The organism is Flavobacterium sp. 2 (genome assembly GCF_049949195.1).
GTDB lineage: Bacteria > Bacteroidota > Bacteroidia > Flavobacteriales > Flavobacteriaceae > Flavobacterium.
Map to the genome: position 1 here is coordinate 2,057,295 of NZ_CP188206.1, position 15,739 is coordinate 2,073,033.

Sequence of the window (15,739 nt, forward strand, 5' to 3'; positions counted from 1 at the left end):
AAAAAGCCGAATCTTTTCATTAAGATTCGGCTTTTGCTTTTATTTCAAAATTGGAATTTTCACAAAACTATCATTGTACCATTTTATTTTTAATGGTTCTTTAGCGTCTTTGATGCTTTCTTCGGTGACTACTTTTCCAGTTCCGTAATTTATTTCTGAAAACGGGTTTTTATTTACATTTAATGTGATTAATAATCTACTTCCTTTACTTAATTGTTTGCTTACTAAGTGTGTGTTTGAAAAAGGAATCGTTTCTATAGTATCAGGTTTTAATAGATTTCTTTTCGTAATATCTTTAGCATAACTGGCTCGGCCAATAAAATATGCCAAATGAAAATAGGTTCCATCAGGCATTACCTCGTACAAAGTCACGCCGATATCCATATCTTTTTTATTAACACTTGCTTTGATTTCTCCTAAAAATGAACCATTAATTAATAGAGGTTCTTTTATAGGATCGCTTATAAAAACATATCCGTTTGTTGTATCCACTTGCTCATTAATAATTGGATCTGGGTAATAAAAGTTGTTGCTATTCAATCTATCAGCAAAATCAACTTCTTGTGGCAAATATCTTTTTTTAGCAGGTTTCTTGCTATTCAATGAATAAAAATCACCCGATTTGTCATTGCTCAAATAAAATGTTAGAAAGCCGTTATTCATTTTATCTATAGACGGAGCACTTCTCCATTCATTAACTCCCATCACTTGGTAATTAACTCTATCTTTTAAAATTTCTGGTTTGGGTTTATTTTTAAAAATATAATCAAACCATTGATAAGTTATTTTGTTTGTATTGATTAAAGCATCTGCATCAACTTTATAACCATTCAGTACAGCAGTTCCTCCTTTTTGCGCTCCAAAATGACTATACGGACCTATAATTAAATAAGAATCAGCTTTAGGATTATATTTATGAAGTTCTCTTAAATAATATAAACTCGAATTCTGAGAATCATTGTAATAGCCATCGATTGCCAAAATAGGAATATTTATTTGAGCGAAATCTTTTTTATACGGTCCCATTTTCTGCCAATATTCGTCAAAAGAAGGATGTTGAATCCATCGTTGAAAAAGCCTATTCGGAATTCCATCAATACTATCGAGTTTTTTATAAGCTACCCCTGTTTCCCACCATTTAAACTGCATTTTTCTAAAACGCTGTCTATCATTTCCTGCCACTGTATCCAGATATTTGTTATTTCCAACGTAAAATGACCATTCGTAATTTGGGTTTATAAATACATTGTTTTCCATTGGCAAACCCATTCCTGCTTTATTAGCAACATAAGGAACTATCGTTTTAAGTGCCGGATGCATTTTTTTACAAGCTGCCCATTGTGTTAATCCATTATAACTTCCGCCATACATTCCTACTCTTCCATCGCACCATTCTTGCTTACTGATCCAGTCGATAACATCATAAGCATCATTACTATCATTTTCATAAGGAAATATTTCGCTGAGACTAAAGCGCTTTCCTCTTGAATAAGCAATTACGCCAACATAATCATTGTCTGCAGCAGCTTTTAAAGATTTTAAATCTCTTCCTTCTGAAACATAAATAGTAAATTGAAGTATAACGGGTTTTGGAATCGTAATTCCTTTTTTTCGCACCACAATTGCCGATATAAAAGCGCCATCTCTGGTCTTGATCATCACACTATCTTGAATATTGTATGCGCTTTTTAAATCTTCTGATTTTATTTTATTTGTTTGTTGTGAGAATGCATTTGATATCAGTAAAATAAGAAATATAAAATTTAAAGTAGTTTTCATATAATCGTTCTATTAAATTCCGTTGCTGTTTTTAAATTTTACCGATTGACGTTTTGAAACTTTTAATAGTTCTCCGGTTTTTAGTTTTATTTCCAGTCCGCCATCAATTGTCTTCTGTACATCTTGAATGTATTTAATATTTACAATTTCGGTTCTGTTAATTCTAAAAAAGACATTCTCATCCAACATTTCTTCCCATTGACGAAGAGATCGCCTTTGCATTGCTTTTTTATCCTGAAAAAAAAGTCTGGTGTAATTTTCCAGCGATTCAATCAAATAAATTTCATCTAAATGAATTAAAAATCGCTTTTCTCCATCTTTAATAAAAATTCTTCGGTTTTGTTCTGCCGAATCATTTACAAAAGATTTTGCACTTAAAGTGTTTCTTATTTTTTCGATCGCTTTCGAAAAACGTTCTTCTCTTATCGGTTTCATTAAATAATCTAAAGCATTTACTTCAAATGCTTGTACAGCATATTGATTATAGGCTGTAATAAAAAGTACCGCCGGCACATGATTTAAAGATTCTAATAAATCGAACCCAGACTTTTCAGGCATCTCAATATCCAAAAAAATCAAATCAGGCATTTTTGTTTCGATCAAATCCTTTGCATCATCAGCATTTTCAGCCTCACCGATAAGAATAAAATCTTCATATGATTTTAAAGCTTGTTTGATTTCTTCTCTAGATAAACGTTCGTCATCTATTATTATAACTTTTATCTTTTTCATTTTGATGGAATTAAAATTGTTGCCAAAACTGTTTCATTATCCATTTCTTTAATTTCAAAAAAAGCGTTTCCATTATATTGTAACAGCAATCGCTCATTCAGGTTTTTTATCCCAATACCTGAATCTTTTATTTCCTTGCTGAGTTTGCCTGAATTTTGAACCGTAATTTTCATAAAATTGTTTTCAAGCTCAACTTTGATCACTATAAATCCGCCGTTTTTTCTTTTTTCAATTCCATGTTTTACGGCATTTTCAACCAATGTCTGAATACTAAAAGGCAGAATTAAATGGGTCAATTCATCTTCATTTGTTTCGATTTTGATTTGCAAGCGATCTTCAAAACGTATTTTTTCTAATTCGAGATAATCCTTAACGAGATTTATTTCGTCACGTAAAGGAATTACTTTTCCAATATTGCTATTTAAAGAATTCCGTAATAACTCAGACAAAAGATCAATTGCTCTTCTGGCCGCATGTGGATTTTCTAAAACCAGAAATTTTATATTATTCAAGGAATTAAAAAAGAAATGCGGATTAAGCTGTGCACTCAGATTATTCAGTTGTGTTTCTTTTATTATAAGTGATAATCGGGCATTTTCTTTTACGGTTTGCAATTCAAGTCTTGAATAGTGATAAAGATGATAGGCCAATACCCAAATAGACATCAATCTCGTTCCTGTAATGAATATTTGCAACTGTATCGATTTAAAAAATAGTATAAATGGCAAAGAATTGCTTTTTAGAATAAAGAGACGAACCAGATATAATTTACCGGCAATTAAAACCGTATATATCACTGAAAGTAGTAAAACGCCGATAATCATTTTTGGAATTAATGTTTTTAGATTTAATTTATTCCATCCCTTTTTTAAAACAAAATTCCTGTAAAGATGCGTCAGCAGAATACCAATTGAAACATCCAGTATCAAATCTGCAATACCAATTTTCCATATAAAATTACCGCTAAAAAAAGCCTGAAATCCCCAATACAAAGAAGCTGTGCTCCATCCTATAATCTGAATTTTCCAGTAAGCCGATATTGTTTTTGTTATTTTCAAAGTATAAAGATATTAGTGCTGAAGTAAAGGTATTTCTCTATTACAGACTGAACAAATAAAAGTACATGAAAGAAAAATAATAGGTGACGAATGAGATTTATTCTTGATTGTAATAAAATATGCGAGTCTAAATTGGCGAAAACAAAAAAAATGAGTCTTACATTTTAACATCATACAATTTGTAATCTTTTTCTTATTTAATTAAAAATCAGCCAAATAAAAAAGCAAAAAAACTTATTCTATCATTTTTAAAACTTCTTATTCCATTTAAAAAAACAGCTCCCTTATAAATTTGCTAAAAAAAAACAAAACTTATATAACAACATATGAGAAACTTAAACAACTTGCCGGAAATAATTCTAAAATCAAAAAGTGTTGGGCACCCTATCGATTTTAAATGGAATAATAAAAAGATGGAAATGTTTTTAGATCCATTAGAAGGAAATGAAGAATTAGAAAACATACTGTCCAAAATTAGCCATAAAGCCTGTATGGGATTAACAGCAGCTTTATTAGAATGGGTTTCGTGGCGTTTTACTGGATATTCGACATCAACAAATGACATTCAAAAACGTATCGAAGCACTTTGGTGTTCAATCCATAATAGCCATGAAACAGATCCTTTAGTTTTTGACACAGATCTAAATGTTTCTGATACTGGCTCAGTAAACGGACCTTTATGGGTTGCGCTTATGAATGTCCGAATGATAGATGTAAGATACAGAAAAGGTTCTTATTTCCTGCAAAGTGAACTTATAGGATTAGTGCTTCTTGCACGTTATATTACTCCAAAGAAAAGGTTTTTCGATAAATGGTTTAATGAAACAATTATAGCTTTAACAAACTCATATCCTTGTGCATATAACGATAAGGATGCTGATCAAAATGATGAAGATATATACGATTCATCTGTTGAAACAGTTATTTGCCGAGAATTCTTCTTTGATTCAAAATTTAATTACACGCCTGCAGCCTGCGAAATAGCTTTGAATAATTTCATCAAAGATTTAGATCATAAAGCTAATCCGTTTTTACATTTATCTAAAAAAGCGTCTTAATTTTGCTTACTATTAATTCAAAAAATAACCCGGAAGAATTTTATTAATTCTATCCGGGTTATGTATTTTAGATCTTTGAATTTATGGTTTAAACTTCAAAGGCAGATGCACTACTTTTTTGGTTTCAAAAAATTCATCTTCAAAATAATCTGCCAAATCATATAAAGTCGCATTTGGGAAATCTTTTAATTCTTCATTTAAATCACCGCCTTTCAAATACAAAATTCCGTTTTTCAAAGTATGCTTGTGTTGTTTTTTGATTTTATCATGTATCCAGGAAACAAAATCAGGCATGTTCGTTACAGCACGGCTTACAATAAAATCAAAATCACCTTTTACCAATTCGGCGCGTTTTTGTTCCGCTTTTACATTTTTCAATTCTAATGCATCAGCAACTCCCTGAACTACTTTTATTTTTTTTGCAATAACATCAATCAAATAAAAACGAGTTTCAGGAAAAAGAATCGCTAACGGAATTCCCGGAAAACCTCCGCCTGTTCCAACATCCAAAACCGTTGTTCCTGGCTCAAATTTCATGATTTTAGCAATTCCTAACGAATGCAAAATGTGTTTTGTATATAATGAATCAATGTCTTTGCGTGAAATCACATTGATTTTTTCATTCCAATCGTGGTATAAAAAGTCTAATTGTTGAAATTGTTTGATTTGAATATCGGTCAAATCAGGAAAATATTTCAATATCTCATCCATTGTTCTAAATTTTTAACAAAAGTACTACTTTACGATTGAAATATTTAACTCAATTTTGCAAATTGAGAATTTATAATAATTACCTTTGAAACCTATTTAAAATAATTATGAATAACCCTGCACCTACATTTGCAAGACAAGATAATCTGAAGTTTTTCAGAACGCTTAACTCTCGCGTAAACAATTACTTCAAAGAAAATAATATCCAGAAAACTGGAAATTGGAAACTGCATTTAAAAGCTGTTATTCTTTTTGCGGTCTTTTTAACACCTTATTTTTTAATCCTTACGCTTAACATGCCTTTTTGGGTAATGTTATTATTATCTATCGTAATGGGTATAGGAATGGCCGGCGTTGGAATGAACGTAATGCACGATGGGAACCATGGTTCTTATTCAAACAAAAGCTGGATAAACAAATTAATGGGTGGAACTATTTATGTTCTGGCCGGAAATGTTTACAATTGGCAAGTTCAGCACAATGTATTGCACCACACTTACACTAATATTCCTGGACATGATGAAGATCTTGATGCAGGAAGAATTATCCGTTTTACAGAACATGCAGAATGGCATAGTTTTCACCGTTTTCAGCATTATTATTCTGTTTTCTTGTACGGATTACTGACTTTCAATTGGGCAATTACAACCGATTTTAAGCAAATGCGTAATTACCTAAAAAGAAAATTATCTTACGGAGAACCAAAAAGCCCAAAAATCCTTTGGACAACTCTTATTATCACAAAAATCATTTACGCATCAATCTGGATTGTATTGCCAATCGTAATTGGAATTACATGGTGGAAAGTGGTTCTTGGATTTTTTGTAATGCACTATACAACAGGATTAATCTTAAGTATTGTATTTCAATTAGCACACGTTGTTGATCATACTACTAATCCAGAGCCGAATGAATTGGGCGAAATGGACAACACCTGGGCTATTCACCAATTATATACCACAACTAATTTTGCTCCAAAAAATGCAATTGTAAACTGGTACACAGGTGGATTAAATCATCAAATCGAACATCATATTTTTCCACATATTAGTCACATTCATTATGGCAAAATTGCAAAAATCGTAAAAGAAACTGCAAAAGAGTGCAACTTGCCATATTACGAATACAAAACAATGCGAAGCGCTATTGTAGCTCACTTCAAGCATTTGCGTGACTTAGGAATGAAGCCAGAATTATCAGTTTAAAAACTAAAAAAAATCTATTAATAATTAACCTTCCTTAATAAGCGCATCAAATTAAGGACATCAAAAATTTTATAATGAATCATATTCTTTCGGACAGAATCAACAATCTTGCTACTTCACAGACATTAGCAATGGCTGCATTGGCACGCGAATTAAAAGCACAAGGAAAAGACATTATCAGTTTAAGTTTAGGCGAACCTGATTTCAATACGCCAGACTTCATTAAAGAAGCAGTAATAAAAGCAGTAAACGAAAATTATAGCACTTATTCTCCAGTAGAAGGTTACCTTGAATTGAGAGAAGCAATCTGCAGAAAATTCAAAAGAGACAATAATTTAGAGTACAAACCAACTCAAATCGTAGTTTCTACAGGAGCAAAACAATCTTTATACAACATTGCGCAAGTAATGTTAAACGACGGTGACGAAGTTATTTTACCAGCACCATACTGGGTTTCTTATTTCGAAATTGTAAAACTTTCTGGCGGAGTTCCGGTTGAAGTTCCAACTTCTGTTGAAACAGATTTCAAAATCACTCCAGAACAATTAGAAGCTGCAATCACACCAAAAACAAAAATGATGTGGTTCTCTTCTCCATGTAACCCATCTGGGTCTGTTTACAGCAGAGAAGAATTAACAGCATTGGCAAAAGTTCTAGAAAAACACCCAAATATTTACGTAGTTGCTGACGAAATTTACGAGCACATCAATTTCTCAGGAACTTTCTGCAGTATCGGTTCAATTCCTGGAATGTTAGACAGAACAATCACTGTAAACGGAGTTGCAAAAGCTTTCGCAATGACAGGATACAGAATTGGATATATTGGAGCACCGGAATTTATCGCAAAAGCATGTACAAAAATTCAAGGACAAGTAACATCTGGAGCAAACTCTGTGGCACAGTGCGCTACAATTACAGCTGTAGATGCAGATCCAAGTGTATTAAATCACATGGTTCAGGCTTTCCACGGACGTAGAGATTTAGTAGTTGGATTATTAAAAGAAATTCCAGGCGTAAAAATCAACGTTCCAGAAGGTGCTTTCTACGTATTCCCAGACGTTTCTTCTTTCTTCGGAAAAACTTTAAAAGGACACGAAATTAAAGATGCAAACGATGTTTCAATGTATCTTTTAGCTGAGGCAAATGTTGCGACTGTAACAGGAGACGCTTTCGGAAATCCAAACTGTATTCGTTTCTCTTACGCAACTAGCAACGATATTTTAACAGAAGCATTACGCAGAATCAAAGAAGCTTTGACTGCATAATAATATAATAAGTTTTATTAAAAACGGCTTAAGGTTCAAAAGTTTCATCACTTTTATACTTTAAGCTGTTTTTTTTATGATATTATTTGGGGCGTGCCCCGCCGAAAAAGGCGGGTCGGGCTATTCGTTTCAAGTCCTCGCACTTCCTTCGTCAGGCTGTGGGCTTTCCACTGCTATCCCTCACGCAAAACGGTAAACGAGAAAATTCATTTTCAAAAGAAAAAATCTAAAAAATCTGCCAAATCTGCGAGAGCAAAAAAAACACTTTCAAAATTCCCATTCCACAATATTGTAAAACAGCAGTTATAATCCTGTAAAACATAACGCTTTAGAAATCATCAACTTTGTAATGTATTAATTAAAAAACTATTAGTCATGACAAATACAGATGTAAACACAGATGAAACCGTAAAAACCTTAAATGGATTAATTTCAATTCTTGAAGACGGAAAACTAGGATATACAAACGCCGCCGAACATGTAGAAAATCTAGCCATGAAAGCCGATTTCCTAGATTACGCACGCGAACGTGCTCTTTTTATTGTAGAACTACAAGACGAAATCAACAAACTAGGTAAATCAACAGATACTTCTGGCGGTGGACCATTGGGAGCCTTACATAGAACTTGGATTGATATTAAATCATCATTTACCGGGGGCGACACTAAAGCAATTATTAACGCTTGCGTTACGGGTGAAGAAGCGGCAATCGAAAAATACAAAGCAGCACTCGAAGAAAATCATCTTGAACACAATCAGGTTTACATTGTTTCGAAACAATTAAACAGTATTCAAAACACTTTATCGCAAATTAAAATGAGAGCACTTTAATATCATTGAAGTTTTTTATTTTAGAAAAACTGCTTAGTTTAAATAACTGGGCAGTTTTTTTGTTTTTGTTAAAACTAAAAAATAAATCTTATTTTAGTCGCAACCAATTTCTAACCAAAACTATTTTTATGACCTTAACTTTACGTTATTTCGGTGCTATTATTTTGGCATCATTATTTTCATCTTATTCTCAAGCACAAACAACAGGTAAATTCATTAAAGCATCAATAGGTTATGGATCAAGTGCTTCTTATTATATCGAAGATTATGGAAGCCAAGACGAAGTAGATGTTATGGGAGGCGGTCTTTATCTTCAAGGCGAATATGTTATAGGACTAAAGTCATGGCTTAGCATAAGACCTTACGCCATTGCGATTTTTGAATCTGTTGATAAAGATCAAAATATACAAAATCAACCTCAATATAAAGTAACAACTAATGCTTTTTTGATGGGAGGAAAAATTCGTATTTGTGCTCCAATTCCATGGGTTGCTCCATTTATCGAAGGTGGTATTGGAACTTCTATAGGCAAATTCGAAACCTTTACACCAAACGTTAATTTTAATAAAAGCACCATTTTAATGCATATTCCTTTTAGTGTTGGGTTAGCCATCGGGAGAAAAAATAGTCTAGAAATTGGCATTTCTGGTTACTTTCATCCAGCCGCAAAACAGTCAACAGCAATATTTGCTGTTGGATATACTTTTCCGATTGATTAATATAAGTTTATATTTTTCGCTTATCATCATTCCATATTAAGTTAACAATTTCAAAAAAATCGCTTCATCACTAGCAAACTCGAATAATTTATTAGACCTTTGCACACTTTTTTTCGGGAATACCACAAAAGTCTAAAGTTTTAGAAATGAAGAAGAAAATCGAAATATTAGCTCCTGCTAGAGATTTAATTGGAGGAATCGCAGCCATAAACAGTGGTGCCGATGCTGTATATATTGGTGCGCCGCAATTTGGTGCACGTTCTAATGCCAACAACTCTATTGAAGATGTTGCCGAATTAGTAAAATACGCACACTTATTTAATGCTCAGGTTTTTGTTGTTATGAATACCATTTTGTACGACAACGAATTAGAAACTTGTCGCGCAATGATTTGGGAATTATACGATATTGGTGTTGATGCCTTGATTATTCAGGATATGGCGATTATGGAAATGGAGCTTCCTCCTATCGTACTTCACGCCAGCACTCAAGCCAATAATCGTGATGCCGATAAAATTAAATTCCTTAAAGATGCCGGAATCAAACGTGTCGTTTTGGCGCGCGAATTAAACCTGCATCAAATAAAAACGATTTATGACGAAGCTGATGTTGAATTAGAATTTTTCGTAACCGGAGCTTTATGTGTTTCTTTCAGTGGAAACTGTTATATGAGTGTGGCAAACGGAGAACGCAGCGCGAACCGAGGTTCTTGTGCGCAAAACTGCCGTTTACCTTATAACTTAATCGACGGAAACGGAGAAACTTTAATCAAAAACAGTCACTTGCTTTCGATTAAAGATTTAGATGTTTCAGATCAAATTCCAAATTTAATTGAAGCCGGAATCGTTTCTTTTAAAATCGAAGGAAGATTAAAAGATGTAGCTTACGTAAAAAACAACGTGTCTTATCTTCGTCAAAAATTAGACAGTTATTTAGAAGGAAGCGATAAATACACGAAAGCTTCTTCTGGAAAATGTACGTATACTTTTGACTCTACTTTAAATAGAACTTTCAACCGTGGTTATACGGATTATTTCGTTAACGAAAGACACAGCTCGATTGGTTCTTGGGAAAGCCCAAAATCAAAAGGGCAATATATTGGTAAATTAATCAGAACTGTTGGAAATGCTTACGAAATCGAGAACGGCGAATTATTAAACAATGGTGACGGACTTTGCTTCATCAACGAAAATAACGAAGCGGACGGAATCTACGTAAACAAAGCCGAAAACGGAAAAGTATATCCAAACGTTTTAAAAGAAATAAAAGACGGGACTTTCATTTACCGAAACAATGATATCGCTTTCATCAAAATTGTTGAAAGAGAAGACAGTGCGATCCGTAAAATCGGAACTACTTTATTGCTTACCGAAAACGAAAACGGTTTTGAGTTAATCGCAACCGACGAAGACGGAAACGTAAGTACAGTTATTTTAGAGCACTCAAAAGAACAGACAAAAACTGGCGAGTCAATCGAAGAAAACATCAAAGTTCAATTAGCAAAAACAGGTTTTACACCTTACAGTGCTGACGAAATCAACATTATGTTTTCTCAAAACTGGTTTCTTCCGATTTCAAAAATCAATGAAATGAGAAGAACGGTTTACGAGCAATTATCAGAAATTCGTTTGGCAAATTACAAACGCGAAGAACACCAATTGGTAAAAACGTCACATCCGTATCCTGAAACCAAACTAGATTTCATGTACAATGTTTCAAATAAAACCGCTCGTAAATTCTACGAACGCCACGGTGTTACCGAAATCGAAAAAGCATTCGAATTACAATGGGATCCAGGAAAATCTCGTGTAATGACAACCAAATATTGCATCAAATACGAATTAAAAAAATGCCCGATACACCAAAAAGACATAGTTGGTGTTAAGGTAAAAGAGCCATTAGTACTAAAACAGGGAGAATTGGAATACAAACTAAAATTCAACTGCAAACCCTGCGAAATGGAAATCTGGGAAAAAGATGCTGAATTTGAGATTGAAGAAGATCATTTTCATTAACATACAAACCGATACTTTTTAAAAGAAGTATCGGTTTTTTATTTTGGGCGTGTTTCACCGCGGCGAACCGGGCTATCCGTTACAAGTCCTCGCACTTCCTTCGTCAGGCTGTGGGCTTTCCACTTCTATCCCTCACGCAAACGTGTTAATAAGATCTTTTACGATTATATTTTTCCACAATCTTGTCATTCCGAGGAACGAGGAATCTCCGCGAGTAACTCCGTTCCAATAAGCCAATCTTTGTAGAGCTGCTTGCGGAGATTCCTCGTTCCTCGGAATGACAAACTATTTATTTAAAAATTAAATTCCAATTAAATAAATCTGCCGAATCTGCAAAATCTGCGTGAGAATAAATTCCATTTTATTTATCTTTACTCTTTAAATAAATTTAAATGGAAACAAACAAAGACATTCAAAAATATGCAATTATAGCTGGATTTTTGGTGTGTTCAATTTTTCCTTTATCCATCTTCTCTTTTAACTTTTTAGTTTATCCATTAGAATTTATCGCAGATTTTGGCACTAATGGAAGCCTTATCTTTTGGGGGATAATTTTTCCTCTTTTTATAGTTTTTATTTTCGGACAATCTGGAAAAAACATAAGTTCTTCTTTATCTCAAGACACTAAATATGAAGCTTGCTCACAATTCACTTTTGAAGTAAGTTTAAAAATAATTCTAGCTCTTTTTATAATTTATATTATTGGATTATTACTGAATGGAATATCCTTTGTTTTGCTTTCAGAATTTTATTTTCAGATTTTATTTTCATTGATGATGATTTTAATTTTATCTGTTATATTAATTGTGTCAACGCTTTTCAGTAGTATTATAATTGTAAAACAAAGCTTAAAAACCAAACTTTAAATCAAACAAAATGAAAATACTACTCCTAGGTTCAGGCGAATTAGGCAAAGAATTTGTCATTGCCGCACAACGAATCGGACAAACCATAATTGCAGTTGACAGTTACGAAAATGCACCAGCTATGCAAGTTGCACACGGTTTTGAAGTCATCAATATGCTCGACGGCGAAGCGCTTGACCGAATCGTAGCCAAACACAAACCCGATTTTATTGTTCCTGAAATAGAAGCCATTCGTACCGAACGTTTTTACGATTACGAAAAACAAGGCATCACTGTTGTTCCTTCAGCGAAAGCGGCAAACTTTACCATGAATCGTAAAGCAATCCGTGATTTAGCCTCGAAAGAACTTGGACTAAGAACTGCTAAATATCAATACGCAACTTCAGCCGAAGAATTACAAAAAGCCGTTCAGGAAGTTGGAATTCCGTGCGTAGTAAAACCTTTAATGTCTTCGTCTGGAAAAGGACAATCGACTATAAAAACAGAAAGTGATATCGAAAAAGCTTGGCAATATGCCGTTGCAGGTTCGCGTGGCGATGTTATCGAAGTCATTGTAGAAGCTTTTGTCAATTTTGATTCAGAAATTACACTTTTAACGATTACTCAAAATAACAATCCAACTTTATTTTGTGCTCCAATTGGCCACAGACAAGAACGCGGCGATTATCAGGAAAGCTGGCAACCGGCTTTGGTTTCAGAAAAAGACTTGTACGAAGCGCAGGATATGGCCGAAAAAATTACCGAAGCACTTGGAGGTGCCGGACTTTTTGGTGTTGAGTTTTTCCTAACAAAAGAAGGCGTTTATTTCTCTGAACTTTCTCCGCGCCCGCATGATACCGGAATGGTAACTTTAGCCGGAACACAGAATTTCAACGAATTCGAATTGCATTTAAGAGCTATTTTAAGTCTTCCAATTTTCGAAATTACTTTAGAAAAAGCTGGAGCAAGTGCCGTAATTTTAGCATCAGAAGATTCTGCAAATCCAACTTTTACCGGAATCGAAAAAGTAGCCGCTTTACCAAAAACCGATTTCAGAATTTTTGGAAAACCAACTTCAAGACCATATCGCCGAATGGGAGTTGTTTTAAGTCATGATACACTTTCAACTCCAATTAATGAAGTAACAGAACGCGCCAAAGAAACCGCAAAATTAATAACTGTAAATTCTTAAAAAATGAAAAAACTTATATTCGCGCTTTTCCTGTTTATCGGAATTGCAACTCAGGCTCAGTCTAAAAAAGTAATTGACAAACCAACAATTGTAGAAGCTTCTTGTGGAGAATGCCAATTCGGAATGAAAGGCAAAAGCTGTGATTTAGCCGTTCGTATTGACGGAAAATCATATTTCGTTGATGGAACAAAAATCGATCAGCATGGAGACGCGCACGCAAAAGACGGTTTCTGTAACGCGATTCGAAAAGCTTCTGTTACAGGTTCTATTGTAAAGGATCGTTTTGTGGCAACTTCGTTTACCTTAATAGAGGAGAAAAAATAATGGCATTAATCCTTGAAAATATTGCCAAACACGTTTCTCTAACACCAGAGGAACAAGCTATTTTTTTATCTAAACTAGAAACGCATACTTATAAAGCCAAAACAATTTTATTGAATGCCGGTGAAGTCTGCAAACATTCTTATTTCGTAAACTCCGGAATTTTAAGAAGTTTCAATATCAACGATAATATTGTAGAACATGTTTTATCTTTTGCTTGCGAAGGCTGGTGGATAAGCGACATGTACAGCTATTTTTCAGAAAAACCGGGGCAGCTTTTTATTGAAGTTCTAGAAGAAGCCGAAGTTGTTTCTTTATCCAAAGAAAACCAAGCACAATTGTATCTTGAAATTCCAAAACTGGAACGTTTTTTCAGAATCTTAATTGAAAACTCTTTAGTAGCAAATCAACAAAGGTTAATGGACAATTTAAGCTTGCCTGCAGAAGAAAGATTTGAAAAATTCACAAAAAAATATGGAACATTGGTACACAAAGTCCCTCAAAAACAAATCGCTTCTTTCATTGGTGTAACGCCTGAATTCTTCAGCAAAATGAAAGCAAGGCTTTTGAAAAAGTAAAATTAAACCATTAAGATATTAAGATTCATTAAGCCAGACTTAATCTTTCTTATTTTTAAGGATATAAAGCTTAACTTTCTTAATATCTTAATGGTAAAAAAAAGAATTAAAATTGCTCAACCTCAGTAGAATGTTTCATTGCTGTTATTGAAGATCTTCCTATCATTACTGTATTTTGAACCGCATCAAAATAAGAAGTACCAACAAAAGCCTGATGTTTTACTGCTCTGAATCCGTTTTTTTGTAAAGCGAATTCGCGTTCCTGCAATTCAGAATATCCTGCCATTCCGCGTTCTTTATACGCTTTTGACAATTCAAACATACTGGTATTCAAAGCATGGAATCCTGCCAAAGTGATGAATTGAAATTTATATCCCATTGCCGCTAAATCTTCTCTGAACGTTTCCATTTCAGCAACACTTAATTTTGCTGCCCAATTAAAAGATGGAGAACAATTGTAAGCCAGCATTTTATCCGGGAATTCTTTTTTCATAGCCGTTGCAAACTTTCTTGCAAATTCTAAATCCGGATTACTGGTTTCCATCCAAATTAAATCGGCGTAAGGCGCATAGCTCAAACCTCTTGCTATTCCCTGCTCAATTCCATTTTTTACGTAGAAGAAACCTTCAGCAGTTTTTTCGCCTGTTAAAAACTTTCTATCTCTTGGATCTGCGTCGCTCGTTAATAAATTAGCTGCTTCTGCATCTGTTCTGGCAACGATTAAAGTCGAAACACCCATAACATCTGCAGCTAAACGTGCAGCAATTAATTTATTGATTGCTTCCTGAGTCGGAACCAAAACCTTTCCGCCCAAGTGTCCGCATTTTTTAGCAGAACTCAACTGATCCTCAAAATGAACTCCTGAAGCTCCAGCTTCAATCATAGACTTCATTAATTCGAAAGCATTTAAATTACCACCAAAACCTGCTTCGGCGTCCGCTACAATTGGCACCAAGTAATCTTTTTTATCTTCAATTTTATTTACAGTCTGAATTTGATCAGCACGTAACAACGCATTATTAATTTTTTTTACCACCATCGGAACGCTGTTTACCGGATAAAGTGATTGATCCGGATACATTTCACCCGCCAGATTCGCATCAGCAGCAACCTGCCATCCGCTTAAATAAATTGCTTCTAAACCCGCATCGACTTCCTGAATCGCTTGATTTCCAGTCAACGCTCCCAAACCAGCTACATAATCCTGACTTTTTAACTTTCTCCATAATTTTTGCGCTCCCATTTTGGCGATAGAGTGCTCAATATGATAAGAACCCTGAAGTTCAACTACTTCACTCGCAGTGTAAGGGCGCTCAACACCTTTCCATCTTGGGTTCGTTATCCAATCGTTAATCAATTCCTGAATTCTGTCTTCTGTTGTTTTCATAAATAGTTTAAGTTAAAGTGGTTAGTTAAGTAAAGTTTTCAGT

15 protein-coding genes are annotated in these 15,739 nt (G+C 34.1%); 10 read left to right on the top strand and 5 right to left on the bottom strand.

Going from position 1 to position 15,739, the window contains the following annotated elements; all coding sequences use genetic code 11:
• Nucleotides 1–39 precede the first annotated feature (39 nt).
• Genes ACNFIH_RS08820 through ACNFIH_RS08830 form a run of 3 tightly spaced genes read right to left on the bottom strand, consistent with a single transcriptional unit; the run spans nt 40 to nt 3,569 of the window.
• Nucleotides 40–1,779: a CocE/NonD family hydrolase gene (locus ACNFIH_RS08820; protein ID WP_426486329.1), complete on the bottom strand. Its 1,740-nt coding sequence runs from the start codon at nt 1,777–1,779 to the stop codon at nt 40–42.
• A 12-nt stretch (nt 1,780–1,791) separates the two neighbouring features.
• On the bottom strand, nt 1,792–2,511 hold the full coding sequence (locus ACNFIH_RS08825; protein WP_426486330.1) for a LytR/AlgR family response regulator transcription factor: 720 nt from the start codon (nt 2,509–2,511) through the stop codon (nt 1,792–1,794).
• Nucleotides 2,508–3,569 (bottom strand): sensor histidine kinase, encoded by a 1,062-nt coding sequence (locus ACNFIH_RS08830; RefSeq protein WP_426486331.1) that lies wholly within the window; start codon nt 3,567–3,569, stop codon nt 2,508–2,510. Before ACNFIH_RS08830 ends, ACNFIH_RS08825 begins: the two co-directional genes overlap by 4 nt.
• 326 nt (nt 3,570–3,895) lie before the next feature.
• Between ACNFIH_RS08830 and ACNFIH_RS08835 the strand changes: the two genes are divergently transcribed.
• Complete coding sequence (locus tag ACNFIH_RS08835) at nt 3,896–4,627, top strand: hypothetical protein (protein ID WP_426486332.1); 732 nt, start codon at nt 3,896–3,898, stop codon at nt 4,625–4,627.
• An 81-nt stretch (nt 4,628–4,708) separates the two neighbouring features.
• On the opposite strand, the gene rsmG is transcribed toward ACNFIH_RS08835, so the two are convergent.
• Complete coding sequence (rsmG, locus tag ACNFIH_RS08840) at nt 4,709–5,338, bottom strand: 16S rRNA (guanine(527)-N(7))-methyltransferase RsmG (RefSeq protein WP_426486333.1); 630 nt, start codon at nt 5,336–5,338, stop codon at nt 4,709–4,711.
• A 107-nt stretch (nt 5,339–5,445) separates the two neighbouring features.
• Between rsmG and ACNFIH_RS08845 the strand changes: the two genes are divergently transcribed.
• The 9 genes from ACNFIH_RS08845 (at nt 5,446) to ACNFIH_RS08885 (ending at nt 14,309) form a co-directional block, all read left to right on the top strand.
• Entirely contained in the window at nt 5,446–6,543 is a 1,098-nt protein-coding gene (locus ACNFIH_RS08845; protein WP_426486334.1) for a fatty acid desaturase family protein, read from the top strand.
• 74 nt (nt 6,544–6,617) lie between these two features.
• On the top strand, nt 6,618–7,808 hold the full coding sequence (locus ACNFIH_RS08850; RefSeq protein ID WP_426486335.1) for a pyridoxal phosphate-dependent aminotransferase: 1,191 nt from the start codon (nt 6,618–6,620) through the stop codon (nt 7,806–7,808).
• A 375-nt stretch (nt 7,809–8,183) separates the two neighbouring features.
• Nucleotides 8,184–8,639 (top strand): ferritin-like domain-containing protein, encoded by a 456-nt coding sequence (locus ACNFIH_RS08855; protein ID WP_426486336.1) that lies wholly within the window; start codon nt 8,184–8,186, stop codon nt 8,637–8,639.
• A 128-nt stretch (nt 8,640–8,767) separates the two neighbouring features.
• On the top strand, nt 8,768–9,358 hold the full coding sequence (locus ACNFIH_RS08860) for a hypothetical protein (protein ID WP_426486337.1): 591 nt from the start codon (nt 8,768–8,770) through the stop codon (nt 9,356–9,358).
• A gap of 146 nt (nt 9,359–9,504) precedes the next feature.
• Nucleotides 9,505–11,373 (top strand): peptidase U32 family protein, encoded by a 1,869-nt coding sequence (locus tag ACNFIH_RS08865; RefSeq protein WP_426486338.1) that lies wholly within the window; start codon nt 9,505–9,507, stop codon nt 11,371–11,373.
• 392 nt (nt 11,374–11,765) lie between these two features.
• Nucleotides 11,766–12,239 (top strand): hypothetical protein, encoded by a 474-nt coding sequence (locus ACNFIH_RS08870; RefSeq protein ID WP_426486339.1) that lies wholly within the window; start codon nt 11,766–11,768, stop codon nt 12,237–12,239.
• A 10-nt stretch (nt 12,240–12,249) separates the two neighbouring features.
• Entirely contained in the window at nt 12,250–13,410 is a 1,161-nt protein-coding gene (purT, locus tag ACNFIH_RS08875) for a formate-dependent phosphoribosylglycinamide formyltransferase (protein ID WP_426486340.1), read from the top strand.
• Between the two features lie 3 nt (nt 13,411–13,413).
• Complete coding sequence (locus ACNFIH_RS08880) at nt 13,414–13,734, top strand: DUF6370 family protein (RefSeq protein ID WP_426486341.1); 321 nt, start codon at nt 13,414–13,416, stop codon at nt 13,732–13,734.
• On the top strand, nt 13,734–14,309 hold the full coding sequence (locus ACNFIH_RS08885) for a Crp/Fnr family transcriptional regulator (protein WP_426486342.1): 576 nt from the start codon (nt 13,734–13,736) through the stop codon (nt 14,307–14,309). Before ACNFIH_RS08880 ends, ACNFIH_RS08885 begins: the two co-directional genes overlap by 1 nt.
• A 106-nt stretch (nt 14,310–14,415) precedes the next feature.
• Here the strand turns inward: ACNFIH_RS08885 and aceA are convergent, their stop codons facing one another.
• Entirely contained in the window at nt 14,416–15,696 is a 1,281-nt protein-coding gene (aceA, locus tag ACNFIH_RS08890) for an isocitrate lyase (RefSeq protein WP_426486343.1), read from the bottom strand.
• Nucleotides 15,697–15,739: the final 43 nt, after the last annotated feature.

Bases quoted from the DNA above. Each gene is read 5' to 3' on its own strand.
- ACNFIH_RS08855 (WP_426486336.1), top strand. From the start codon at position 8,184: ATGACAAATACAGATGTAAACACAGATGAAACCGTAAAAACCTTAAAT.
- purT (WP_426486340.1), top strand. From the start codon at position 12,250: ATGAAAATACTACTCCTAGGTTCAGGCGAATTAGGCAAAGAATTTGTC.
- ACNFIH_RS08885 (WP_426486342.1), top strand. From the start codon at position 13,734: ATGGCATTAATCCTTGAAAATATTGCCAAACACGTTTCTCTAACACCA.
- ACNFIH_RS08865 (WP_426486338.1), top strand. From the start codon at position 9,505: ATGAAGAAGAAAATCGAAATATTAGCTCCTGCTAGAGATTTAATTGGA.
- rsmG (WP_426486333.1), bottom strand. From the start codon at position 5,338: ATGGATGAGATATTGAAATATTTTCCTGATTTGACCGATATTCAAATC.
- ACNFIH_RS08850 (WP_426486335.1), top strand. From the start codon at position 6,618: ATGAATCATATTCTTTCGGACAGAATCAACAATCTTGCTACTTCACAG.
- ACNFIH_RS08820 (WP_426486329.1), bottom strand. From the start codon at position 1,779: ATGAAAACTACTTTAAATTTTATATTTCTTATTTTACTGATATCAAAT.
- ACNFIH_RS08845 (WP_426486334.1), top strand. From the start codon at position 5,446: ATGAATAACCCTGCACCTACATTTGCAAGACAAGATAATCTGAAGTTT.
- ACNFIH_RS08835 (WP_426486332.1), top strand. From the start codon at position 3,896: ATGAGAAACTTAAACAACTTGCCGGAAATAATTCTAAAATCAAAAAGT.
- aceA (WP_426486343.1), bottom strand. From the start codon at position 15,696: ATGAAAACAACAGAAGACAGAATTCAGGAATTGATTAACGATTGGATA.
- ACNFIH_RS08880 (WP_426486341.1), top strand. From the start codon at position 13,414: ATGAAAAAACTTATATTCGCGCTTTTCCTGTTTATCGGAATTGCAACT.
- ACNFIH_RS08860 (WP_426486337.1), top strand. From the start codon at position 8,768: ATGACCTTAACTTTACGTTATTTCGGTGCTATTATTTTGGCATCATTA.
- ACNFIH_RS08870 (WP_426486339.1), top strand. From the start codon at position 11,766: ATGGAAACAAACAAAGACATTCAAAAATATGCAATTATAGCTGGATTT.
- ACNFIH_RS08825 (WP_426486330.1), bottom strand. From the start codon at position 2,511: ATGAAAAAGATAAAAGTTATAATAATAGATGACGAACGTTTATCTAGA.